Origin of the sequence: Saccharopolyspora phatthalungensis, from assembly GCF_014203395.1 — a bacterium.
GTDB lineage: Bacteria > Actinomycetota > Actinomycetes > Mycobacteriales > Pseudonocardiaceae > Saccharopolyspora > Saccharopolyspora phatthalungensis.
The window spans coordinates 106,356-127,489 of the sequence record NZ_JACHIW010000003.1 but is presented as its reverse complement, the minus strand read 5'-3'; the positions used below and the strand labels follow the sequence as shown (position 1 = coordinate 127,489).

Genomic DNA, 21,134 nt, shown 5'->3' with positions numbered 1-21,134 from the left:
CACACTCGGGCTAGGCCGAAAAGACCATCGCGCCGGTAGTATGAGCCAGCCTCGCCTCTCTGCTAAACCGTCACCCCCCACATGTACAGCAATGATGCCCGTTAGTCGTTAAAATCTCGGGAATTCGGGCAACAGGCCGCCCCTCTATCAGAAGGTCACCGCGCGGCGGTGTCAGTCGGAGACACACTCCCCGTGCGGGCCGGGCGGTGGAGTGCTAGGACAGCGTCAGTCAGTGCGATCCGAGTCCGCCCGCCGACTCCGCTGCCGTCTGGATAGGATCGACGTGCTGAGCGTCGGACGGGAGTCACTGCCGTGGGAGGACACCGTTGCCGAATTCTTATCCGGACCCCCGACCGTCGAGAACGCGGACGGCTCTGCTGTCCGCCACGCGTGACGTCGTCCAGCGAAGTGGCGGAGAGCAGGTAACGGTCCGCGACATTGCCAGGACGGCGGGGGTCACACGGGTCACCTTCTATCAGTATTTCCAGGACCGCGACGACGCGATTCTGCAGTGTGGCCTCGATATGCTCGCCGCAGCTATGGACGCGTCCGTGTCTGGGCGTCCGCGTGGGCTGCGGCCGGGGATGTCGTCGCTCCTCGACGAGTTGGCGACCAACGCGACCTTTCACGAGCGTTTGTTCGGCGGCCCGACCGGGGTCGCCGCCACCATGTCGCTCGTGGACCTTTTGGCATACGAGTTCGCCTGGGTGGTCGACGCCGCGCCGACCACGCTCCGATTCGCTGCGGGCGGCGCGGTGTCGGTCTTCGTGCAGTGGCTGATGGACCGGGGCCGACAACCGGCGGCGGATGTCGTCGCCGAGGTGGTCGAGGCGATCAGTGCGGTCGCCGGACCCGGTCTGCACGAGCCAACAGCTCCCGACAATGCCTCGCCCCCGGCGTGGTTACGGCCCAGCTGAGGACGACCGCCCGCGAGGCACGCCGCCAAAATTTGCTCGAGCAAGTTTAATCGACCTCGGCGAGGAGTTCGTTCGCGGCGATGAACGAGGACTTCCACGCGGCCAACATCGCAAGATTGAACACCTCGACGATGTCCTCGAGCGGTATGCCCCGGCTGAGGGCGCTACGGATGTGGGTTCCCGCGTCGACGAGGTTCGGCGCTACGACATCCGCGGCGATGATCAGTAACTCGGTGAGCCGCTCGTCGAGCAGGGCGACGGCCGAAGCCATGTAGTCGTGGTAGGCCGCGAAGAAGACGGGATCGAGGCGCATGAAGCCTCGCCAGTTCTTCGAGCGGAATCCCCGTCGGCGTTCGAGCCCGGCGTTCGCGGCTTCGACGCCTTCGGGATCCTTTTCCGGGATGAGTCCGAGTTCGATCGCGATGGCGAGGAACGAGTCGCCCGGCTTGCCGTAGGTGTGCGAGCCTTGCCCGCCCCCGAGGAGAATGACTCCGAGAATCTGGTCGCGCGTGGCCCCGGCCGATCTGGCCTGCCGGAGTCGGAAGCGAACACCGTTGGTGTCGTAGAACTGGATGGACACAGCGATTCCGAGAAGGACCAGTTCTCGTTCTACGTCGCTGAGTCTTTTGTTGCGGAGACCGGTTCGGCACATCTTTTCGAAGGCGGCGGCCACTTCGCCGGGTAGCGCTTCGATGACCTCCTCGTGGTTCTCCTGCAGCGGGACGATGGGCGACTCGATTGAATTCACTTCCGGCCTTTCCCTGATTGCATTCATTGCTGCTTGTAGGCGTCGTAGAACTGGGGGAGCATGGACGGGCTGAGCGACAATCCGCCGACGGAGCGTTGCCAGCCCATGATCTGTGCGTTCTCGTACACAGGCAGCATGAGAGCGTCGGCGAGGATCTTTTGTTGAATCTTCTGGTACGTGGCGTTTCGCTGAGCGACGTCGGGTTGGGCGCGTTCCTCGTCGATCAAGGCCGGGATCCCTGCTGATGTCAGTGTGGCCTGGTCCGGGTAGTACGACGACAGGACCAGCCACAGCTGGTCAGGGTCCGAGGCGGTCGACGACAGGACGAACATGCCGGTGCCCTCGGACCTGGCCGCATCGAGGAACTGGCTTCGGGCGACATCGTTGATGGTCACCTCGATACCTACGTCTTTCAGGTCCTGCTGGTAGAGCTGGGCCAGGTCGGCCTGGAACGAGCCGTTCCACTCCGAGGACAGCACCAGGGTGTAGGCCAGTCGCTGCCCGTTCCTCTGGCGGATGCCGTCGGGCCCCGGGGTCCATCCGGCGGCGTCAAGGAGCCGACGAGATCGAGCGGGATCGTGGGCCATGAGTGCGGACTCGTCGGAGTGGGCTGCCAGAGCGCTGGTGATCGGGCTGGTGGCGGGCTGATAGAGGCCGCCCAGGACGGTCGTCACGTTCGTGTCGATGTCGACTGCGTGCAGGATCGCCTGACGCACCGGCTGTTCGCCGAGCCCGGCGAGTTTCGTATTGAACAGAACACTTCCCGACATCCCGGGGGCTGATGCGTGCCCGACCGCGGTGTTCCCGCGGGTGAGGTTGGGCGCGTCCTGTGCGGCCAGATCGATACTCGCGTCTACCTGGCCGGAGCGAAGAGCGCCCGCGCGGACGTTGCTGTCGGGAATGACCTTGGCTTCGATCGCGTCGAGATATGCCTCCCCACGGTGGGATGCGCTCTCCGGCGCCCAGTCGTAGCCCGGGCGTTTCTTCAGGACCGCGCCGGTACTCGGATCAAAGGATTCGAGGGTGAACGGCCCGCTGCCGATCACCTCACCCAGGCAGCGCGCGCCCGGCGCTTTCTTCGTGGTACCCGCGCTGAGCATGCTCAGGGCCGGGGTGTAGGTGCCGTTGAGGAACTGAGCGGATGGCTTCGAAAAGCGCACGACGGCGGTGTAGTCATCGACGACGTCGGTTCCCTTGTAGGCCGCCAGGAATGTGGAGCCGCGGTAGGCGCGTGCGGCGAGGGTGTTCTTGATGTAGTCGAAGTTGGCCTTGACCACTGTGGCGTCGAACGGGGACCCGTCGCTATAGGTGACTCCTCTGCGGAGGTGGAAAGTGTAGATCGTCGCGTCGGCGTTCACCGACCACGAGCTCGCCAGCCAGGGTTCGATCTGCTTGGTCGTGGCGTTCTGGTTGGTGAGTGAGTCTGCGATGGCGCGGGTGAATCCGTCTTCGTTGACCGATCCGGACTGCTGTTGTGGATCCATGCAGGTGGCGGTCCGGATGGCGACGGTAAGGGTCCCGCCGGGACGGGGTGTCGTCGCGGCGGCTGCGTCCTGCGAGCCGTCGCCGGCCGTGCAGCCGGCGACGGTGAGAACGGCGATGCATGCGCTGATCACGGCGAGCAGCCAGTGGGGGCGTCGAGTCGTCACGTCGTTGTCTCCCTCGGCTACGGGCGGGTCAGGAAGGAGTCGGATCGGGGAACAGCGGCGAGCAGCTCCCGGGTGTAGGCGTGTCCGGGCTGGTCGACTAGTGCGGTGGTCTCGCCGCTGTCGACGATGCAGCCGGCGTGCATCACATAGGTGCGGTGGGCGATCTGGCGGACCACGGCAAGATCGTGCGAGATGAACAGGTAGGACACCCCGAGGTACCGCTGCAACTGGGCGAGCAGTTCCAGAATTTGTGCCTGCACGGTGGCGTCGAGCGCCGAGACCGGCTCGTCGCAGATCACCAGCTGGGGTTGAAGTACGAGAGCGCGGGCGATCGCCACCCGCTGACGTTGACCCCCGGAGAGCTCCGCGGGTCGTTTGCGCAGCACCGATGTCGGCAGCCCGACCCGATCGATCATCGCCGCGACCGTGCGGGCACGTTCGGAACGCGTGCCACGGCGTTGCACGTCGAGGGGCTCTTTGACCAGGTCGGCGATGTCGTGGTGGGGATCGAGACTGGCGTAGGGACTCTGGTACACCATCTGTACTCGAGGCCGGAAGCCTCGTAGTGCTCGGCCGGTCAACCGGGACGCCTCGATCCCTGCCACTTCGACCGATCCGGTGGTCGGTTGTTCCATTCCCTGCACGATGCGGCCCAAGGTGGATTTGCCCGATCCCGATTCGCCGACCAGGGCGACGGTCTCCGCGTGGCCGATCGTGAGCGAGGCGTCGGTGAGGGCGTGCACGGGGCCGTGTCGACCGCGTCCACGGAACGTCTTGCTGACCCGGTCGACTCGCACGAGCGGAGCCTCGGCGGTGCCGGTAGTCGGTTGCGCGAGCCGGGTGCTCGTCATCGACGGTGCGGAGCCGAGCAGTCGGGCGGTGTAACTGCCCGGCGGTGCAGCTGCGATCTCGGCCGGTGTTCCCAGCGCCACGACCTCGCCGTGGTGGACCACGGCGATCCGGTCGGCGCGTTCGAGGGCAACGCCGATGTCGTGGGTGATCAGCAGTGTCGCTACGTCGCGCTGACGGACAGCCTCGCCGATAAGGTCGAGAATGCGGGCCTGGACGGTGACGTCCAGCGCCGAGGTCGGTTCGTCGGCGACCAGCAGCGACGGTTCGGAGATCAGTGCTGCGGCGATGAGAGCACGCTGCCGCATCCCACCTGACAGCTCGTGCGGATACTGCATCGCTACCCGGCCGGCGTCGTTCAGGCCGACTGCTCCGAGCAAGGCCACCACCCGCGGCAGCCACTCCGACTTCGGCGTCCGATGATGGACGCGCAGGGCCTCGGCGACCTGGACGCCAATGCGCTTTACGGGATTCAGCGCCATCATCGGGTCTTGCGGCACCAGACCGATCTTCGAGCCGAGCAGCCGCCGACTCGATGCTCTTCCCAGTGTTGTCGTCTCCTGGCCGTCGAGCCGGATCGAGCCACCCGTGATCTTCCCGGTCGGTGGCAGCAGACCGATGGCGGCGTGGGCCAGGGTGCTCTTGCCGGAGCCTGACTCGCCCACGACCGCGAGCAGTTCGCCCGCATGCAGGCTGATCCCGACATCGCGCAGGACAGGGGTGGTAGCACCTGCGACCTCGTAGGCGACGTCTAGACCGCGCACCTCGAGGACGGGCCGGTTCGTCGAGTCCTTTGTCATGATCGGTGCCTCCGCAATGCGTGCGACAGAGTGTTAGCGGAAATGACGAGCACTGCGATCACGAGCCCGGGGGCCGCGGCCAGCCACCATGCTTGGCTGAGGTAGGCCTGCCCGGTGGAGACCATGGCGCCCCACTCGGCAGTCGGTGGTGGCGCCCCGAAACCGAGGAAGCTCAGTGCGGCGATGGCAAGGACGGCTTGCCCGAATTCGACCACCGCGAGCGCCGCGACGGGCACCATCGTGGGAAACAGCACGTGGCGGCGGACAGCGAACGGGCCGGTCGCGCCGAACGAGCGGGATGCCTCGACATAGGTGGTCTCCCGCAAGGTGACCACCTCGGAGCGGGCCACTCGGGCGACCGTACCGACGAGCGCAATTCCGACGGCGAAGGACAGCTGGACCGACCCGAAGCCGGTGATCGTGACTAGCAACATGGCTAGCAACAGCACCGGGAACGCCTGCAGGACGTCGACGACGCGCATGAGAACGGCGTCGACACGACCGCCGGCGTAACCGCTGACCAGGCCGATCAACAGACCACCGACGAGTCCGACGGCGACCGCGAGCAGCGTGGCCTGCAGGGTCAGTGCGGCTCCGCTGACTACCCGCGAGAAGACATCTCGTCCGAGTTGATCGGTACCGAACCAGTGATTCCAACTCGGCGCGGCCAATGCGTTCGCCGGATGGGCCCGCAGCGGATCGTAGGGACTCATCGGGCCCGGCAGAAACGCCCAGAGAACGATGATCGCAATCACGGCGACCGCGAGAACGACCGCGGGCCGCCGGAAAAGCACCGTCGCCGCTGTCCACCGGGCCGGGCGTGGCGGATCCGGTTGCGCCGTTCTCACCTGCCCTGGGGCCGGCGGGTGGTTGTTCTCGGTCGGCGTGGTGGAATCGGTTGTCGTCATGTCAGTGCTCCGTCCGCGGTGGCGGTCCTTCGCCGACTGGGGGCGGTCGCGCCGGTCAGCCGTACCCGCGGATCCAGCAGGGGGTAGGCGAGGTCGACCACCAGGTTGATCCCGGCGTAGACAACCGCGATCACGAGGATCAGGGCGAGCACAACCGGGATGTCCTTCTGCAGCACAGAGGTGTGCAGCAGCGAGCCCAGACCGCGGCGGCCGAACACCGTTTCTGTAATCGTGGAGAACGCGAGCTGACTGGCCACGACGATGCCCAGCACCGTGATGGTCGGCAGCAGCGCATTGCCCATCGCCTGCCGCACTAGCACACGACGATCGCTGGCGCCGCGACTGCGGGCGATCTCGACGAACGGTTCCCGCAGCGTTGTTCGCAGCGATGCGGCGAACACCTGGGCCACGTAAGCACTTCCCGGCATCGCCAGCGTGACGGCCGGGAGCACCAGCGAGGCAAACCCGCTGTTACCCGCGGCCGGAAGCCAGTTCAGCTGGAACGAGAGCACCTGCATGAGCAGCAACGCAACCCAGAACGTGGGGAGCGAGGCGCCCAGCGGAGGCAGCATCGTCATCAGGCCCCGCAGCCACTTGGCGCGCACCGTGCACGCCGAGGTCCCGAGTGCGACACCGATGACGACCGACAGCACGGCCGCCAGCAGCACGACCTGCGTGGTGCTCCCGAGGGCGGACACGAGCACCTCCGAGACACGTTCGTGTGTCAGGAAGCTCGTTCCCAGATCGCCGTGCAGCACCCCGCCCAGAAACCCCACGTATTGCATCCACAGTGGACGGTCGAGGCCATATTCGGCGCGCACCCGCGCCAAGTCCTCGGGGCTGATCGCCACGCCCGCACTTCCGCCGCTCAACATCAGTTCGGCGGGGTCGCCCGGCATCGCGTAGAGAACGATGAAAGCGATCGTGACCACGGCCCACACCACGAGTAGGGCCTGCCCTATGCGACGGAGGACGTATCCCACTTGCATACCCGTGCTCCTGATCTCTCGGTGCCGCTCGCCGCGTGCAGCCGGACACACTTCCAGTCCACGGCTGCCGCCTAGCCCCACCCGCGGCTTGACTACTGAAGACCGTCCACAAGCGTCAGCGACCGAGCCGCTACCCAGCATGACGTGTAGTTTCTTACGCGTGTATGGTTGCGGGTGCAAGATTGGCACCGCGTGTCGCGCTGCGCAAGCAGTAGACCGATCCGTAACACTCTCGAAATCATTAGTTGATGTGCGGCTACGTCGCCGTCAGCTCAGTACAAGGAGCCGGACGCGTGATCTCACAGGACCACGAGACCAAATACCTCGACCTCATGGGTGCCGATTACACGGACGCCCACGCAGCCCTCGAGCAAGAGGTGGAGGATTTCAGCACACTTTCTCCGCAGACCCGCGAGCTCGTGCTCATCGCAACGTATTCCGCCATCACGCTTTTTGATCGAGACAGCGTCCGTCACCACGTTGCACGCGCACTCGACCTCGGTGTCGAACCATCGGCCATCCGCGCCGCTTTCGTCGTCGGCGCCATTGGCAGCCACAGCATGACCGAGGTCGTCCCCGTGCTCGTGGACGAGATGGCCACCGAGGGCTATCATGGCGAGCTCGACTCGGATCCGGACGCGGCCGATGAGCTCCGAGCGTGGGTGCAGGCAACCAGGGATTTCTACTCTCCCGTCTGGGACGGGGTGGTCGCCATGCATCCTGCCTACGTCCGTCGGTACCAGAAGCTCATGTCGGTACCGCTCGGCGTCGACGCCAAGATCCAGGAGCTACTGATCATCGCGGTCGACGCGGCAACCACGCACCTGAACGTCAGCGGTGCTCGGGTCCATATCCGCAAGGCGCTGCGGATCGGCGTCAGTCCACGCGACATCCTGTCGGTGATTGAGCTCGTCAGTCTTGTCGGATACCGAAGCGCTCACATGGGTACCGATGTCCTCGGGCAGGAGCTCGAGCGCAGAGCAGTACAGCATTGATTGTCGCAAGCCCGTGAGACCCAGAATTTTGGGCTCCGGCAAAGTCGTTCTGGCTTGTCCGGGGGTGATTCCGTAGAGGGTCAGTGGCCGGGTGTGGTCGCGGGCGGTGTGGCGTAGGGCTTTGGCGATGTTGGTGTGTCCGGCCAGGCGTAGGGCGCTGATTGCCAGATTGCGCAGGGAGGACATCGCTCTGGGTGCGTTGCCGGTACGGATTTGGGAGTGGTCACCGGCGTCGAAGTGGGGCACGGTACCGACTTCGTCGGAATGGCAGGGATTGCTCGATGCGCTGCGCGGCGACGGAGTCCAGTGGGCCCGTCGACTGGAAGCTGCCTTGCCTGCCATCGAGGACCTTTCGGCCGTGGTCAAGCCCGCCGATCCAGCGGGCCTGATCATGTGTCATCTGGATTTCACGCCGAGCAATGTCCTGCAGAACGAATCGGGCCGGTTGATGCTGCTCGACTGGGAGCTGGCAGGTCCGGGCTCTCCCGAGCACGAACTGGCTCTCGTGGTCAAGAACTGGAGTGCTCGCGCGAACCAACCGAGACCGGCTATCAGGGCAATGATGAGCGCATTACCGAGACGCCGGCGGAACCTCCTGCATTCGCGGGCTCTCCTCCTTCAGCGCCTACCTGGGGGCGAAGATCAACCACCTGTACACGCAGGGCACGGTCGAAGCGACATGGCCATTCGCATCCACGACGTTTCGCCCAGGCAAGGCTGGCCCGGCACGCTGGTCGAGATCACGGGCGAAGGCTTCGATCCGCACCGCGCCTCCAACACAGTGATCGTCGGCAACCGCCCCGCGCTGGTCGTCCGCGCCTCGCCCCAGCGGCTGCTCGTGATGGCCGCCGAGGATGCCCGCACCGGCGAGATCCGCGTCGAGGTCGGACCCGAGAGCGCCGACGGCCCCGCCTTCGAGCTGCTGCCCTATCCCGAGGAGCACGGCTGGGTCGCCCCCGCCGCGCCGCGCTTCGTCCACGGCCCGCAGAACGGCACGCCCTCGGTCAACGTCCAGAACCAGCGGGTCCTCGTCCTGTCCGTCTTCCCGACCGACCAGGCCCCGCTCGGCCCGCCGGTTTCCCCGACCCGCTGCCGGCGCTCGATGCCAAGTTCGCGCAGGTCGCCGACTTTTGGCGCGGCGCCACCTACGGCGCGCCGCTACACCGTCCAGGTCCTCACCGGCGGGAGCCCCCACGCGGCCGAAACCGAATCCGAGACCCGCGACGTGGACCTGTAATGGCATCCAATCGGAATCAACTATCTAGTCGATCCGCCCGGGCGGATCGACTCTTCTACCCGCATGACCAACGAACAGCCACGGGAGTTCGGGTTGGTTGTGGTGCGCGTGTTCGGGCGCAGCTCGCGGTAGCGCAGGATGAGGGTGGCGAACGGTTCGGGCACCTGGGCGGCGGGATTCCGCGAAGGCCGGTAGAGCTAGGCGAGGGATGAGGACTCAGGCGTCCGAGTCAGAGTCGCTGTTCTGGTCCCATGAGTACTTCCCGGCCCGGGTGAAGCTGATGTAGGTGCCGCCGGCCTTCTGCACCGTTTCATGGAGGTACCCGGCATACTCCGAGACGCTCTTGTCCTCGTAGCTGGCCATCCCCTTGTTTGCCGCTTTGCTCGGCCACAGCGGGCCCGGGTAGACCTTGAGGTTGCCTCCGTTGACCAGTTCCGCGTCGACCACCGCGTAAAGCTGTGAGTAGCAGACGACGCAGGGACGTTTGATGCCGACAGTCATCTTCGGGTCGAAACCAGAGAGTTGGCCCAGCCGACGTTCCGCGTGCAACCCGTCGTCGGCCTTCGACACGTCCTCGGGGACCTCCACCTTCTTGGAAGCGATCTCGGCGTAGTCTCCGGTGCCGTCGTTGGCCACCCGCTCCCTCAGTTTGCCGACGTGCCGGGAGAAGCGGTCGGTCGCATCTGTCTCCTGCTTGCCGAGGTCGGCGACGAGAGCCTTCGCGAACTCCTCGCCCGTGTTGTGCTTCTCGGCCAGTTCGCCCAGCTGCGTGTTGTGCTTGTTCTGGTTGGCCGAGATGTACATCGTGCCGCCGATGACGGTCGCCTGGACCTCCTCCGCTTTGTTGGAGGGATTCTTCCGGTCCAGGTAGTCCTTCGCAAGCGTGGAGATCCATCGCATGCTCTGCATGGTCCGGTTGTTCTTGTAGGACTTCGGCTTCCGTATGTTGCTACTGCCCCCGTAGATCTGCTCGACTTTCGTGGCGGCGGTCTTCTCGGTCTCCTCCGGTGCGCGCGTGAGATGGAGGGTCAGGCTCTGCCCGCCGCCGTGCGTCTTCCACCCCAATCTGCCCGTGAGTTCCTTGATCAACAGTTCCTTTACCTGGCTCTGTCCACCGCCCTTCCCCTTGTCGGTCTTCGCCCTCTTCGCCTTGGGCTCCTCGGGCTCCCCGGTCTCCTTGGTCTCCTTGGGCATCCGTTGCACCGGTAGCTCGGTGACAGACCGGTCGGCGTGTGCCGCCTGCGCCACGCTGCGCTGGAGCGGCTGGGGCTCGCTCATCGCGCGTCGCGCGTTCGTCTCCGCCTCGCGCTCGAAGCGGTCGGACGGGTCGGAGACGCTGAGGCCCGAGCCGTTGTCGGTGCCGGAGACGGGCCCCTGACGCTGCTGGATCACGTGGGTCAGCTCGTGCGCGAGGGTGTGCTTGTCGCCATCGCCGATGACCACGTGGTGGCCCGAGGTATAAGCGCGGGCGCCGAGCTCTGCGGCGGAGGTCCTGGCGGCGGTGTCGTCGTGGATGCGGACATCCGAGAAGTCGGCGCCGAGCCGGGACTCCATATCGGTGCGGGTGGAGTCGTCCAGGGGCCGGCCGGCGCTACGGAGAACGTCGTGAACGCAGGAGCGCTGCACTGCGGCCCGTTCAGCCTGCTCGTGGCCGCAGTCGGCGACCAACCGGGCTTTCCTCTCCGCCTGTAGTGGCTGACGCAGGGGCGCACCAGGTGAGGGCACGACGTCGCCGATCTCCGATCCTGACGTCGCCGGGGCACTGCGCACACCTGGCCGCTGGCCGACCAGTATGAACGTGGCCACGTCGCGGACCACCGCACTCGCCCCAGCCCTCCCGCCCGCCGACCGCGCGGAGGGAGTCCGGCCACGAGCCCGCGAGGCCCCAGTCTTCTCCTTCTCTGCCTGCACCAGTTGAACACGCGTGGTGGCCGCCATGATGCGTCGTCCCCTTCCACTCCCATACACGTCGGTCAGGAAATTTCGTGGTGCCAACCCAGGACGCTGTCCTTCAGTGGACCAGGCTGCGGGCGGGAAGCACACCGCCCTACAGGTATGCCTAGGTGGCTGATGTTTTCGCCTGGCGACGACATTTCGTGATAGATGATCAAGTTGTGCGGTTGGATCATGCTTTTGCCGGTGACCGGCCGGGGCCCGGTGGGCCTGCGTACGCTTGAGCGATCGTCATCCATTGCTGCGCTATTTCGCCGCTGGCCGCGATCGCCACGTCGGTGGGGTGTCGGCGCCGGGTGACGAGTAGGCAGAAGTCGAGTGCGGGAGCACGAACGCGATTGGAGGCGTCTTCGGGTCCCCAGACCCATTCGTCGCCGTTCGGAGCGAGGAGTTCCACGCGTACCGGTGTGTCAGGAGCGGGAAGGTCGTTGATGGTAAAGGCGAATGCCATGGTGCGGATGCCGAGATGAGCGATGTGGCGGAGACGGGCGGTGGGTTCGCGGTCGACGTGGAGCGCGTCGGCGACATCCTGGCCGTGCGCCCAAGTCTCCATGATCCGAGCTGTGACCATCGATGCAAGCTTCATCGGAGGGCCGAACCACGGGAGTCGAGCGTCCAGGTCGGCGACGGACGCGGCGTGCAGTAATCGGTGGCGTCCGCGGCGCCAGCGGGCGAGAAGCAGGTGGGGATGCTCCCGGGCACCTTCGGCGGCTTCCGCTTCCACCAGACCGTTTGATGCTGCCTGGAGTCGGCTGCCGAACTCCGCCGGGTCGGTAACAGCGGTGATGGCCCAGTCATCCGTGCTCGCCAGGTGCGAGACCTGGTGTGCGATCGTCCACCCTTCGGCGGGCGTGAGCGTGGCCCACGCCGCCGGATCGAGATGGCGCACCATCCGGTCCAGCTCATCGCCTTCAATGCGTAGGTCGGTGAGGATTTCCTCGAGTGTCGGCATGGACGCTCCGTTTTCTCGGCTGTGATGGTGGCGGCTGGCCCCGGGAGAGCGGCGTACAGGCCGTGCGGCACATCAGGCCTCCACCTTCCACAGACACTTTTCGTCGTCGCCGGTGGTGAGTTCAGGAGAATTCGTGTGCGCGTCCGACAACGAACCCGCCGTCCTGGGAAGGAAAACCAGCTGCAGCAGGCCGTTTTGCACGGCGAGGTCCGAACTCGCGTCCGAGCTTGCGAAGCAGCCGCGTGTTCAGGAAACCTCGCGCCGGTCGAGCAGGTGGCCCATTCGGTGTTGTTTGGTGGCCAGGTAGCTAAGGTTCGCTGGAGCGGCACCGACTGCGAGCGGCACCCGCTCCAAAACCGAGATTCCGCCAGTATCGAGGGCGGCTACTTTGGTCGGATTGTTGGTCAGGAGCCGGACATTCGTGACTCCGAGGTCGCGCAGCACCGCTGCGGCGGCACCGTATTCGCGGGCGTCGACTGGTTCGCCGAGCTCGAGGTTCGCGTCCACAGTGTCCAGCCCGGTGTCCTGCAGTTGGTAGGCGGCCAGCTTTTTCTGCAAGCCGATCGCCCGGCCCTCGTGCCCACGCAGGTACACCAGCACACCGCCCTCTTTGCCGATCGCGCGGAGCGCGTCGTCGAGCTGAGGCCCGCAGTCGCAGCGCTGGGAGTGTAGGGATTCCCCGGTGAGGCATTCGGAGTGCACCCGCGTCAGCACGGGGTCCTCCGGCTCGCCGCGGATGAGCGCGACGTGTTCGGCGCCGGTGCGTAGGTCGAGATAGCCGAGTGCGCGGAACCGGCCGTGCTTAGTAGGGAGTTCGGTCTCGGCTGTCCGCGTCACGCGCGGCTCTTCCGCGGCCGGGAGTGGATGCTGTTGGCGGTAGGAGATCAGCTCCGCGATGCTCAGGGTCGGCAGGTCGAAGCGGCGCCCGAGCGCTTTGACGCCGGGCCCGCGAAGCATCGATCCGTCGTCGTTGACCAGCTCCGCGATGGCCGCGACGGGCGGCAGGCCGGCGAGCCGACACAGATCGACGGCGGCTTCGGTGTGGCCCGGCCGTTCCAGCACCCCGCCGGCTCGCGCCCGTAACGGCAGGATGTGCCCGGGACGGACGAAATCCGCGGCGGTGGCCGAAGAATCCGCGAGTGCCCGCAGCGTGTGGGCGCGGTCGGCGGCGCTGATGCCGGTCGTCACGCCCGTCTTTGCGTCCACCGTGACCGTGTAGGCGGTGCCGCGGGCGTCCTCGTTTCGGTCCACCATCGCCGGCAGCCGCAGGTCGGCGGCGCGGCGCGGCGTCAACGGCGCGCACAGCAGGCCTGAGGTGTGCCGGACGGTCCACGCCACCCAGTCCGGCGTGGCGGCGTGCGCGGCGAGCACCACGTCACCCTCGTCCTCGCGATCGTGCGCGTCGGTCACCAGCGCCGGGCGCCCGTCGCGCAGGGCAGCCAGCGCCGCACTCAATCGGTCTCGTACCATGGAACCGAGTATAAGCATGCTTGTTGTTCATCCGCATGCTTACTCCTCCGGTCGGTTCATCTCCCGGAGCTCGCTCTCGACCACGAGCGCGGCCTGCCGCAGCTGACTATCGGTGGCCACGATGTCGTCCCGGCCAAGGAGCGCGTTGAGCGTGTCGCTGATCTTGAGTACCTCCGCGCCCATCTCGTCCAGTGCGGCCATACATTCTTCAGTGACCTGGAGCGACAATGCCCGCTCGCTCTCCGGGTGCGCGCTGCGGACCACGAAGCCCCGGTTCTCCAGCTGGGTGACGATACGGGTCATGGTCTGCGGCCGGACATAGCAGCGGCGCGCCAGCTGAGCGAGGGTGAGATGCGGCTGGTTGGCCAGGATCCGCAGCGCCGTATAGCTAGACAGCGTCATGTTCCACGGACGCAACCGGGCGTTGCCGATCCTCGTGACCGCGCGTTCGAGGCGGAACACCGCGTCGATCAGCGAGGACGCCTCGTCCATGTCCGCTGGTGCTCGCCTCGGCGACCGGCCGTCGTCGAAGGGGTCGATGTAAGGCAATGGGCCTGTCACCCCCGAAGCATATTGCCAACCGGATCCTGACTTCTCATCAGCATGCTTGTCCTAGACGTTCGGTAGCTTTTACAGTGTAAGTATGCTTACGATCTGCCAGGGTTTCGACTCCGCACGATTCCGGTCCGTCCTCGGGCACTTTCCGAGCGGCGTCACCGCGATCACCTCGCTCGACGGGGAGCGCAGGCCGGTGGGCATGGCCGTCTCGTCGTTCACCTCGGTCTCGCTTGACCCGCCGCTCGTGGCATTCCTGCCCGGCAAGACGTCGTCGACGTTTCCGGTCATCGCCGAGCGCGGCAGCTTCTGTGTCAACGTCCTCGCCGCTGGCCAGGAGCGGATCTGCCGTGCCCTGTCGGTGTCAGGGGGCGACAAGTTCGCCGAGGTGGCCTGGCGTCCGGGGCCGCTCGGAGATCCGGTCATCGACGGGGTGGTGGCCTGGGTCGGCTGCACGATCGATGCCGTGCACGACGCCGGCGACCACCACATCGTCGTCGGCCGAGTCAACGACCTGGGAGCTGACACCGAGGCGTCCCCACTGCTGTTCTTTCGAAGCCACTACGGCCGCGTCGCGGCCGCCTGATCGACGAAACGTATCCCGGCAACCTCAAAGGAGAGGCCAGCCATGAGCACCACAGCGGAAATCCCGGCCCGGACGCTGAGACGCACGACTCTCGCGGCCGCGATCGGCAACACGGTGGAGACCTACGATTACGCGGTCTACGGCTTCCTCGCCACCGTGCTTGCCAAAGTCTTCTTCCCGTCCTCGAGCCCCGGCGCCGCCCTGCTGTCGTCGTTCGCGGTGTTCGGCTCAGCATTCCTCGCCCGCCCGGCGGGCGCGCTGGTCTTCGGGCCGCTGGCCGACCGGCTCGGTCGCCGGCCCGCCCTGGTGGCGTCGCTGCTGCTGATGGCGGGAGTCAGCATGGCGATCGGCTTGTTGCCGCCGACGGCGAGCATCGGGATCGCCGCGCCGATACTGCTGGTGCTCCTGCGATTCGGCCAGGGCCTGTCGGCCGGCGGCGAGTACACGACTGCCCTGATCTACGTGGCCGAGTTCGCCCCGCCGCGCCGACGCGGGGAATTGTCGAGTCACGTCCAGGTGGGCAGTCTCGCCGGGCTGCTCCTCGGGGCCGTGGTCGTGCTGTCCCTCAACGCGGCGCTCACCGCGGAGCAGATGCAGGCATGGGGCTGGCGGGTGCCGTTCCTGCTGGCGCTGCCCGTCGCCGGGATCGGGCTCTACCTGCGCAGCCGCCTCGGTGAGACCCCGGAATTCGTTGCGACGCGCAGTCGAGTGTCCGAGGACACGAAACTCTCAGCGCAGTGGCCACGGATGCTCCTGATCGTCGGAGTGTCGGTACTGCACGTCGTCGGCTTCTACATGGTCTACACCTACGTGCAGAACTACCTCATCCAGTTGCACCTCTCCCCCGTCACCGCCACCTCGGTGATCGCCTTTGCGCTGCTGGTCGGTCTCTTCCTGGTGGTTGCCGGCGGCCGGGCCTGCGACCGGAAGGGCCGCGCGCCCGTACTCCTGGCGACCTCGATCGCCGTGCTCGTGCTGACGTATCCGTTGTTCGCCGTGATGGCGAGCGCATCGTCCTTGTGGCTGGTGGTCTGCTGCACCGTGCTGCTCTCGGCGGGCCCGGCGTTTTACTCGGGCGTCGCGCCGATCACCTACATCCAGCTCGTGCCGGTACGGGTGCGGGGCAGCGTCGTCGCGGTTTCCTACAACGTTGCGGTTGCCGTGCTGGGCGGCTCGGCGGTCTTCGTATGCCAGGCACTGGTGGAGATCACCGGCGACAACCGCTCGCCCGCCTACTTGCTGCTAGCCGCGGCCGCCGTCAGCGCGATCGCCGCCTTTGCCCTCGCGCGCCGGTCCGCCCCGTATCTCGACTCGTCCCCCTCGACCGAGCCCCTGTCCGCGGAGGCCAGTTCATGACTCAGGAGAGTGCCGCCACGACCACCCTGACCCTGCGCGATGCTCGCGCGCTTATCACGGCGGCGATGACCCAGGTGCGGCACAGCCCCGCCGAGGCCGAGATCATCGCCGACCACCTGCTCGACTGCGAACTGCGCGGCCTCTCGTTCGGTGGGCTCGCCCGCGCGCTGTCGGTGGTCGAGCGCATCCGCGCGACACCGGCGCCTCCGGGCCCCATCCGGGCCGTCGCTGAGACCGCGGTGTCGGCGACCCTGGACGGCGGCGACCACGTGGGCTACCTCGTTGGCATGCGCGCCCTGGACCTGGCCATGGACAAGGCCCGTGCCCAGGGAGTCGCCGTCGTCGGTGCCCGAAACACCTGGTACACGGGCATGTTCTCCTACTACCTGGAGAAGGCGGCGCAAGCCGGGTTCGCCGGGATGATTGCGGGCAGCGGGCCCGCAATGGTGGCGCCGCACGGGGGGAGCGAAGGCAGGTTCGGCACGAACCCGATCGCGTTCGGATTCCCGTCCACCCCCGCGCCGATCATCTGGGACATCGGCACCGCCGCCGTGATGTATGGCGAGGTGATCCTCAAGGCCCGGCTGGGTGTGGACCTGGAACCTGGCCAGGCCTACGACAGCACCGGCGCCTCGACGCTCGACCCGGCCGCCGCGCTCGAGGGCGCGTTCGGCGTGTGGGGCGGACACAAGGGTTCCGGGCTGGCCATGGTGGTGCAGTTGCTCGGCATGATGACCGGCGCGGCCGCCGACCCGCCCGGCGTTTCGGATTGCGGGTTGTTCGTCTTGCTGGTCGATCCGGGCACGCTGACCGACGCGGAGAACTACCGCCGCCGCGTTGCCGCCTTCGCCGACTCGATCCGGGCGACCAGGCCCGTCGAAGACGGCGGCGCCGTCCGCGTTCCCTTCGACCGCTCGGTGGCCTGCCGCGAGGAGATGCTTCGTCGCGGCACAATCGAGGTGCCCGAGGCGGTGGTCGCGGGCCTGCGCCACGAGGCCGGACTCCCCGCGGCCGGGGAGGCAACGGAACATGGCTGAGCTGTTCGATCCCGATGGCTTCGTGATCGAGCCGTCCGCAACGGGCCGGCTGCTGTGCGGAGGCTGCGCTCCGGACAACGCCTGCCGACTGGGCGTCGAGGTTGCCGGCACGCTGGACGGCGCCGAGCGGTTCGACGTGATCTGCGCCCGATCCTGGCACGGCGGGCCCGAGGTGGCGCACGGCGGGTGGATCGCTGCGGTGTTTGACGACGTGCTCAACATGGTCGCCCTGCGCAGTGAGCCGCGGCTGGTCACGAAGTCCCTGGCAGTTTCCTACCTCCGCCCGGTCCCCGTTGAGCGCCCACTCACGGTCCTGGGCTGGATCGACACCCACTCCGGCAGCCGGTGGGAGGTGTCTGCCCGGATGGCGCTCGCGCCCGCTGGGCCGGATTTGGCGACCGCTCGCGCAGAACTGCGGACTCGCCGGCCGGACCACTACGCCCAGCACGCGGACTGGCTCGCCCGGCAACCCTTGCCCCGCAACGGAATCCACACAGAAAGCTGAGGACCACGCCATGGTCGACTTCTTTACGGGGCTGCAGCTCCTCCAGACCGGCGAGACTGATCCCGGCCAGATGATCGCCAGGATCCAGGAACTCGACCGCTCCGAGGTGATCGACCGCGTTCTCGTCGGATATTCCTCGACGTGGCCGCACAACCACGCGACCGCGCCGTTCGCGCTCGCGGCATCGCCGAAGTTTTCGCCGATCCTCGCGCATCGGCCCGGGGTGATGTCGCCGGTCGCCGCCGCGCGCTATTTCGCGACCCTGGACGTGCTCGCGCGCGGCAGGCTCGCCATCAACGTGGTCGTCGGCGGGTCCGACAAGGACCTGCGCCGCGAGTCGGACGACCTGCCCAAGAGCGAGCGCTACCGGCGGGCCGTCGAGTACCTCGACGTCGTGCGCCGTACCTGGACCGAGACCGCGCCTTTCGACCACTACGGCGAGTACTACACGGCCGAGGCAGTGAAGATCCAGACCAAGCCCGTCCAGGGCCAGGTCCCGATCTTCATGGGCGGCGAGAGCGCCGATGCCGTGGACTTCGGGGCCCGGCATGCCGACCTGTACATGCTCTGGGGCGAACCGTTCGCCGGGACGAAGGAACGCATCGACCGGGTCACCGCCGCCGCCGAGGGCTACGGCCGTGACATGCGGTTCTCGCTGAGCCTGCGGCTGTTCGTCGGCGACACCGACGACGACGCCTGGGCCCAAGCGCGCGCCGTGGAACAGCAGATCGCCGAGGCCGCCGGCACCAACAAGTTCCTGCGCTCGTCGTCGACCGACACCTCGATCGGGCGGGAACGCGCCCTCGCGCTCACCGCCGAGGAACTGCACGACGACTGCTTCTGGACCGGGCTGACCAAACTCCTGGGCGGGTTCGCCAACTCCCAAGCGCTCGTCGGCACCGAAGAGCGCATCCTGAACACCCTCGGCACCTACCGCGACCTCGGTATCGGCGCGTTCCTCGTGACCACCGGTGCCGAAGCGGGCTGGGACCCGGCGTTGGAAGGCTTCCTCGCCCGAGCGAAGAAGGAGCTGGCATGACCGGAACGATTGCGCGGGGCACCGGCGCCCCGGGCTTCGACGACCTCGCCGACGGCACGGTCGGCGGACTCATCGCCGCCCGAGCCGCGGCGCACCCGGACAAGGCCGCGCTCGTCTTCGAAGACACCGAAATGTCCTATGGCGAGGTTGACGCGGCAGTGACCGACGTGGCTCGCGGCCTGGCCGCAGTAGGCGGCGCCCCGGGCAGCTCGGTCGGGATCTTCCTGCCCAACCGCCCCGAATATGTGCTTAGCTGGCTCGGCGCGGCCCGCGCCGGCCTCGTCGAGGTACCGATCAACACCGCCTACAAGGGACCGTTCCTCGACCACGCGCTGCGTAGCACCGACGTGCGCATTCTGGTCACCGAAGCGACCCTGTTCGAACTCGTCGCAGACCTACCGGAACCACCGGAAACCCTGAAAACAGTGGTCCTGCTCGACGACTCCGCACCCCGTCGCACGCTGGCCGGAGTCGAGGTGCGTACCTGGAGCGAGCTGCTCGCAGCCGGCGACCCGGCGACCGAACTCCCCCGCGTCACGCCGGACGACCCGGTCGCCATCATGCTCACCTCCGGCACCACCGGGCGCAGCAAGGGCGTCGTGTACCCGCACCTGATGTCCTTGGTCGCGGCGCGGGAGTGCGCGGCGCAGATGGGCACGACACCCGACGAGCGGCTCTACACGTGCCTGCCGCTCTTCCACGGGGCCGCGCAGGTCAACCTCTCGCTGCATGGTCTCTACGCCGGGGCGACCGTGGCGCTCGGCCGCCGGTTCAGCGCGAGCAGGTTCTGGGACGAGATCCGGGCGCACCGGGTCACCCAGTTCAACGCGCTCGGCTCAATCCTGCCGATGTTGCTGGCCCAGCCTGCATCGGAACGCGACCGCGAGCACGACGTCACGAAGGTGTTCGCCGCGCCCGCTCCGCCGCAGGTGCTGCATCCCTTCGAGGAGCGCTTCGGCGTGCACATCGTCGAGGGCTACGGGCTCACCGAAATCAAGAACGTCCTCTACAACCCGCTGAATGCCCGCAAGGTCGGCTCGATCGGCCTGCCGACGGAATCGTCCATTCTGGAGATCCACGACGAGTCCGGCCACCGCGCCGCCCCCGGCCAGGCCGGGGAGATCGTCTACCGGCCACGGCTGCCGCACATCATGTTCTCCGGCTACCACCGCGATCCGGCCGCGACGCTCGCGACCATGCAGGACCTGTGGTGGCACACGGGCGACCTCGGCTACACCGACGAAGACGGCTACTTCTACTTCATCGACCGCAAGAAGGACGCGCTGCGCCGCCGCGGCGAAAACATCTCCTCGCACGAGGTGGAATCGGTCTTGCTCGCCTATCCAGGCGTGGTCGCGGCCGCTGCGGTCGGCACGCCGTCGGAGCTGGGCGAGGACGAAGTGCTCGCGGTGCTGCAGCTCAAACCCGGCCAGCACCTGGACTTCACAGAGCTATTCGCGCACTGCGACGTGTCCATGCCGCATTTCATGGTCCCCCGCTACTACCGGATCGTCGACGAACTGCCCGTCACCCCGACCGGCAAGGTCCGCAAAAACGACCTGCGCGGCCAGGGCCCGGCGGACGCGTGGGACGCCCACGCCGCCGGGCTCAAGCCGACCCGACACGCCTGAGGAACGAACCATGCCCCAGACCGAGAGAGTGCGCATCCGCGAGATCGCGCCACGCCTCACCTTCCAAGATCACGTGGTCCCGACCGAGGTGAAGATCGAGCTCGTGCGACGGCTCCTCGACGCCGGCATCCGCTCGTTCGAGCTGTCCTCGTTCGTCCGGCCCGACCTGGTCCCGGGCCTCGCCGACGCTGAGAAGGTGTTCGCGAAGATCCCACGAGTACCCGGGCTCAGCCTGGGTTGCTGCGTCGGAAACATCCGCGGCCTCGCCCGCGCGGTTGACGCGGGTGCCGACACGGCGTCCTTCCTGCTGTCGGCCGACGAGGAGTTCGCCCGCGCCAACATCGGCCAGTCCACCGCCGAATCCCTCGCCGCGCTCGAGCGCATGGCGGCGTTCGCCGCGGACCACGACATCGTGCTTGGCACCTACCTCATCTTTGCCTGGGGCGGGCCCACTGGCCCCGCGCGCGGCGGCGAGGAACTCGAACCGCTGGCCCGTCGACTGCTGGACATCGGCGTGGACCGCTGGATCCTCGCCGACTCCGCCGGCTACGCCGCGCCACCCCAGATCCGCGAACTCGTCAACGCCGCACTCAACCATGTCCCCGCGGACCACCTCACCGTGCAGATCCACGACGGCCGCGGCATGGGCCTCGCCGCCCTTCTCCCCCTCATCGAACTCGGCATCCGCAACATCGACACCTCGCTCGCGGGCAGTGGCGGCCATCCGGCCATGCCAGGAACCCAGGGCGGCGGCGTGTGCACGGAAGACGCCGTGCAACTGCTCGAACTGGCCGGCGTGCCCACCGGCATCGACCTGCCCCGGCTCATCGACACCGCCAACTGGCTCGCCGACGAGATCGGCGCACCCAGCAAAGGATTCGTCCGGCACACCGATCCGGTACCGGCTGCGGGCCAGTCCACCCAGCCGCTGTCCTTCGCCTGGTGAACTCTCCTCAAC

Annotated in this window: 19 protein-coding genes and 2 pseudogenes; 12 read left to right on the top strand and 9 right to left on the bottom strand. The window is 67.2% G+C overall.

Annotated features, from left to right (window positions below):
* Positions 1-326: 326 nt before the first annotated feature.
* Both BJ970_RS40320 and BJ970_RS38655 read left to right on the top strand, forming a co-directional pair.
* Positions 327-488 (top strand): annotated as a pseudogene (locus BJ970_RS40320) (TetR/AcrR family transcriptional regulator); the annotation flags it as partial.
* A gap of 63 nt (positions 489-551) precedes the next feature.
* Positions 552-917 (top strand): hypothetical protein, encoded by a 366-nt coding sequence (locus BJ970_RS38655; RefSeq protein ID WP_246472201.1) that lies wholly within the window; start codon positions 552-554, stop codon positions 915-917.
* A gap of 46 nt (positions 918-963) precedes the next feature.
* On the opposite strand, the gene BJ970_RS39790 is transcribed toward BJ970_RS38655, so the two are convergent.
* The 5 genes from BJ970_RS39790 to BJ970_RS35905 are packed head-to-tail and all read right to left on the bottom strand — an operon-like array spanning position 964 to position 6,860.
* Positions 964-1,665 (bottom strand): carboxymuconolactone decarboxylase family protein, encoded by a 702-nt coding sequence (locus tag BJ970_RS39790; protein WP_184732884.1) that lies wholly within the window; start codon positions 1,663-1,665, stop codon positions 964-966.
* A gap of 23 nt (positions 1,666-1,688) precedes the next feature.
* A complete protein-coding gene (locus tag BJ970_RS35920) occupies positions 1,689-3,314 on the bottom strand; it encodes an ABC transporter substrate-binding protein (RefSeq protein WP_184732881.1) in 1,626 nt (541 codons plus the stop codon).
* Between the two features lie 17 nt (positions 3,315-3,331).
* Complete coding sequence (locus tag BJ970_RS35915) at positions 3,332-4,963, bottom strand: ABC transporter ATP-binding protein (protein WP_184732878.1); 1,632 nt, start codon at positions 4,961-4,963, stop codon at positions 3,332-3,334.
* Positions 4,960-5,871: an ABC transporter permease gene (locus tag BJ970_RS35910; protein WP_184732876.1), complete on the bottom strand. Its 912-nt coding sequence runs from the start codon at positions 5,869-5,871 to the stop codon at positions 4,960-4,962. The genes BJ970_RS35915 and BJ970_RS35910 overlap by 4 nt, the downstream gene beginning before the upstream one ends.
* The gene (locus BJ970_RS35905; protein ID WP_184732874.1) at positions 5,868-6,860 is read right to left on the bottom strand and encodes an ABC transporter permease; all 993 of its coding nucleotides are present in this window, start codon (positions 6,858-6,860) and stop codon (positions 5,868-5,870) included. The genes BJ970_RS35910 and BJ970_RS35905 overlap by 4 nt, the downstream gene beginning before the upstream one ends.
* Before the next feature lie 248 nt (positions 6,861-7,108).
* Between BJ970_RS35905 and BJ970_RS35900 the strand changes: the two genes are divergently transcribed.
* The 3 genes and pseudogenes from BJ970_RS35900 (at position 7,109) to BJ970_RS38645 (ending at position 9,092) form a co-directional block, all read left to right on the top strand.
* Entirely contained in the window at positions 7,109-7,855 is a 747-nt protein-coding gene (locus BJ970_RS35900; RefSeq protein ID WP_184732872.1) for a carboxymuconolactone decarboxylase family protein, read from the top strand.
* Positions 7,856-7,982: 127 nt separating this feature from the next.
* A pseudogene (locus BJ970_RS40315) lies at positions 7,983-8,375 on the top strand (phosphotransferase family protein); the annotation flags it as partial.
* A 159-nt stretch (positions 8,376-8,534) separates the two neighbouring features.
* Positions 8,535-9,092, top strand: a complete 558-nt coding sequence (locus tag BJ970_RS38645; protein WP_246472199.1) for an IPT/TIG domain-containing protein — start codon at positions 8,535-8,537, stop codon at positions 9,090-9,092.
* A 216-nt stretch (positions 9,093-9,308) separates the two neighbouring features.
* Here the strand turns inward: BJ970_RS38645 and BJ970_RS37460 are convergent, their stop codons facing one another.
* From BJ970_RS37460 to BJ970_RS35875, 4 genes are all read right to left on the bottom strand, one after another.
* A complete protein-coding gene (locus BJ970_RS37460) occupies positions 9,309-11,030 on the bottom strand; it encodes an eCIS core domain-containing protein (protein WP_221468586.1) in 1,722 nt (573 codons plus the stop codon).
* Between the two features lie 187 nt (positions 11,031-11,217).
* Positions 11,218-11,997: a TIGR03084 family metal-binding protein gene (locus BJ970_RS35885; protein ID WP_184732868.1), complete on the bottom strand. Its 780-nt coding sequence runs from the start codon at positions 11,995-11,997 to the stop codon at positions 11,218-11,220.
* Between the two features lie 246 nt (positions 11,998-12,243).
* A complete protein-coding gene (gene ribA / locus BJ970_RS35880) occupies positions 12,244-13,467 on the bottom strand; it encodes a GTP cyclohydrolase II (protein WP_184732866.1) in 1,224 nt (407 codons plus the stop codon).
* Positions 13,468-13,506: 39 nt separating this feature from the next.
* On the bottom strand, positions 13,507-14,028 hold the full coding sequence (locus BJ970_RS35875) for a MarR family winged helix-turn-helix transcriptional regulator (protein WP_184732864.1): 522 nt from the start codon (positions 14,026-14,028) through the stop codon (positions 13,507-13,509).
* 82 nt (positions 14,029-14,110) lie between these two features.
* Here BJ970_RS35875 and BJ970_RS35870 point away from each other — a divergent pair, with 82 nt between their 5' ends.
* The 7 genes from BJ970_RS35870 to BJ970_RS35840 are packed head-to-tail and all read left to right on the top strand — an operon-like array spanning position 14,111 to position 21,122.
* Positions 14,111-14,608, top strand: a complete 498-nt coding sequence (locus tag BJ970_RS35870; protein ID WP_184732863.1) for a flavin reductase family protein — start codon at positions 14,111-14,113, stop codon at positions 14,606-14,608.
* Between the two features lie 42 nt (positions 14,609-14,650).
* Entirely contained in the window at positions 14,651-15,964 is a 1,314-nt protein-coding gene (locus tag BJ970_RS35865) for an MFS transporter (RefSeq protein ID WP_184732861.1), read from the top strand.
* Positions 15,961-17,001 carry an Ldh family oxidoreductase gene (locus BJ970_RS35860; RefSeq protein ID WP_184732859.1) on the top strand — a complete coding sequence of 347 codons (1,041 nt, stop codon included), beginning with the start codon at positions 15,961-15,963 and terminating at the stop codon, positions 16,999-17,001. Before BJ970_RS35865 ends, BJ970_RS35860 begins: the two co-directional genes overlap by 4 nt.
* Positions 16,994-17,506: a PaaI family thioesterase gene (locus BJ970_RS35855; RefSeq protein WP_184732857.1), complete on the top strand. Its 513-nt coding sequence runs from the start codon at positions 16,994-16,996 to the stop codon at positions 17,504-17,506. Before BJ970_RS35860 ends, BJ970_RS35855 begins: the two co-directional genes overlap by 8 nt.
* Positions 17,507-17,516: 10 nt before the next feature.
* Positions 17,517-18,545 (top strand): LLM class flavin-dependent oxidoreductase, encoded by a 1,029-nt coding sequence (locus BJ970_RS35850; RefSeq protein ID WP_184732855.1) that lies wholly within the window; start codon positions 17,517-17,519, stop codon positions 18,543-18,545.
* Positions 18,542-20,176: an AMP-binding protein gene (locus tag BJ970_RS35845; RefSeq protein WP_184732853.1), complete on the top strand. Its 1,635-nt coding sequence runs from the start codon at positions 18,542-18,544 to the stop codon at positions 20,174-20,176. The genes BJ970_RS35850 and BJ970_RS35845 overlap by 4 nt, the downstream gene beginning before the upstream one ends.
* 10 nt (positions 20,177-20,186) lie before the next feature.
* Positions 20,187-21,122, top strand: coding sequence for a hydroxymethylglutaryl-CoA lyase-like TIM-barrel protein (locus BJ970_RS35840; RefSeq protein ID WP_184732852.1), 936 nt, complete (start codon positions 20,187-20,189; stop codon positions 21,120-21,122).
* Positions 21,123-21,134: the final 12 nt, after the last annotated feature.

Bases quoted from the DNA above. Each gene is read 5' to 3' on its own strand.
- BJ970_RS35915 (WP_184732878.1), bottom strand. From the start codon at position 4,963: ATGACAAAGGACTCGACGAACCGGCCCGTCCTCGAGGTGCGCGGTCTA.
- BJ970_RS35910 (WP_184732876.1), bottom strand. From the start codon at position 5,871: ATGACGACAACCGATTCCACCACGCCGACCGAGAACAACCACCCGCCG.
- BJ970_RS35905 (WP_184732874.1), bottom strand. From the start codon at position 6,860: ATGCAAGTGGGATACGTCCTCCGTCGCATAGGGCAGGCCCTACTCGTG.
- BJ970_RS35900 (WP_184732872.1), top strand. From the start codon at position 7,109: ATGTGCGGCTACGTCGCCGTCAGCTCAGTACAAGGAGCCGGACGCGTG.
- BJ970_RS38645 (WP_246472199.1), top strand. From the start codon at position 8,535: ATGGCCATTCGCATCCACGACGTTTCGCCCAGGCAAGGCTGGCCCGGC.
- BJ970_RS37460 (WP_221468586.1), bottom strand. From the start codon at position 11,030: ATGGCGGCCACCACGCGTGTTCAACTGGTGCAGGCAGAGAAGGAGAAG.
- BJ970_RS35885 (WP_184732868.1), bottom strand. From the start codon at position 11,997: ATGCCGACACTCGAGGAAATCCTCACCGACCTACGCATTGAAGGCGAT.
- ribA (WP_184732866.1), bottom strand. From the start codon at position 13,467: ATGGTACGAGACCGATTGAGTGCGGCGCTGGCTGCCCTGCGCGACGGG.
- BJ970_RS35870 (WP_184732863.1), top strand. From the start codon at position 14,111: ATGCTTACGATCTGCCAGGGTTTCGACTCCGCACGATTCCGGTCCGTC.
- BJ970_RS35865 (WP_184732861.1), top strand. From the start codon at position 14,651: ATGAGCACCACAGCGGAAATCCCGGCCCGGACGCTGAGACGCACGACT.
- BJ970_RS35860 (WP_184732859.1), top strand. From the start codon at position 15,961: ATGACTCAGGAGAGTGCCGCCACGACCACCCTGACCCTGCGCGATGCT.
- BJ970_RS35855 (WP_184732857.1), top strand. From the start codon at position 16,994: ATGGCTGAGCTGTTCGATCCCGATGGCTTCGTGATCGAGCCGTCCGCA.
- BJ970_RS35850 (WP_184732855.1), top strand. From the start codon at position 17,517: ATGGTCGACTTCTTTACGGGGCTGCAGCTCCTCCAGACCGGCGAGACT.
- BJ970_RS35845 (WP_184732853.1), top strand. From the start codon at position 18,542: ATGACCGGAACGATTGCGCGGGGCACCGGCGCCCCGGGCTTCGACGAC.
- BJ970_RS35840 (WP_184732852.1), top strand. From the start codon at position 20,187: ATGCCCCAGACCGAGAGAGTGCGCATCCGCGAGATCGCGCCACGCCTC.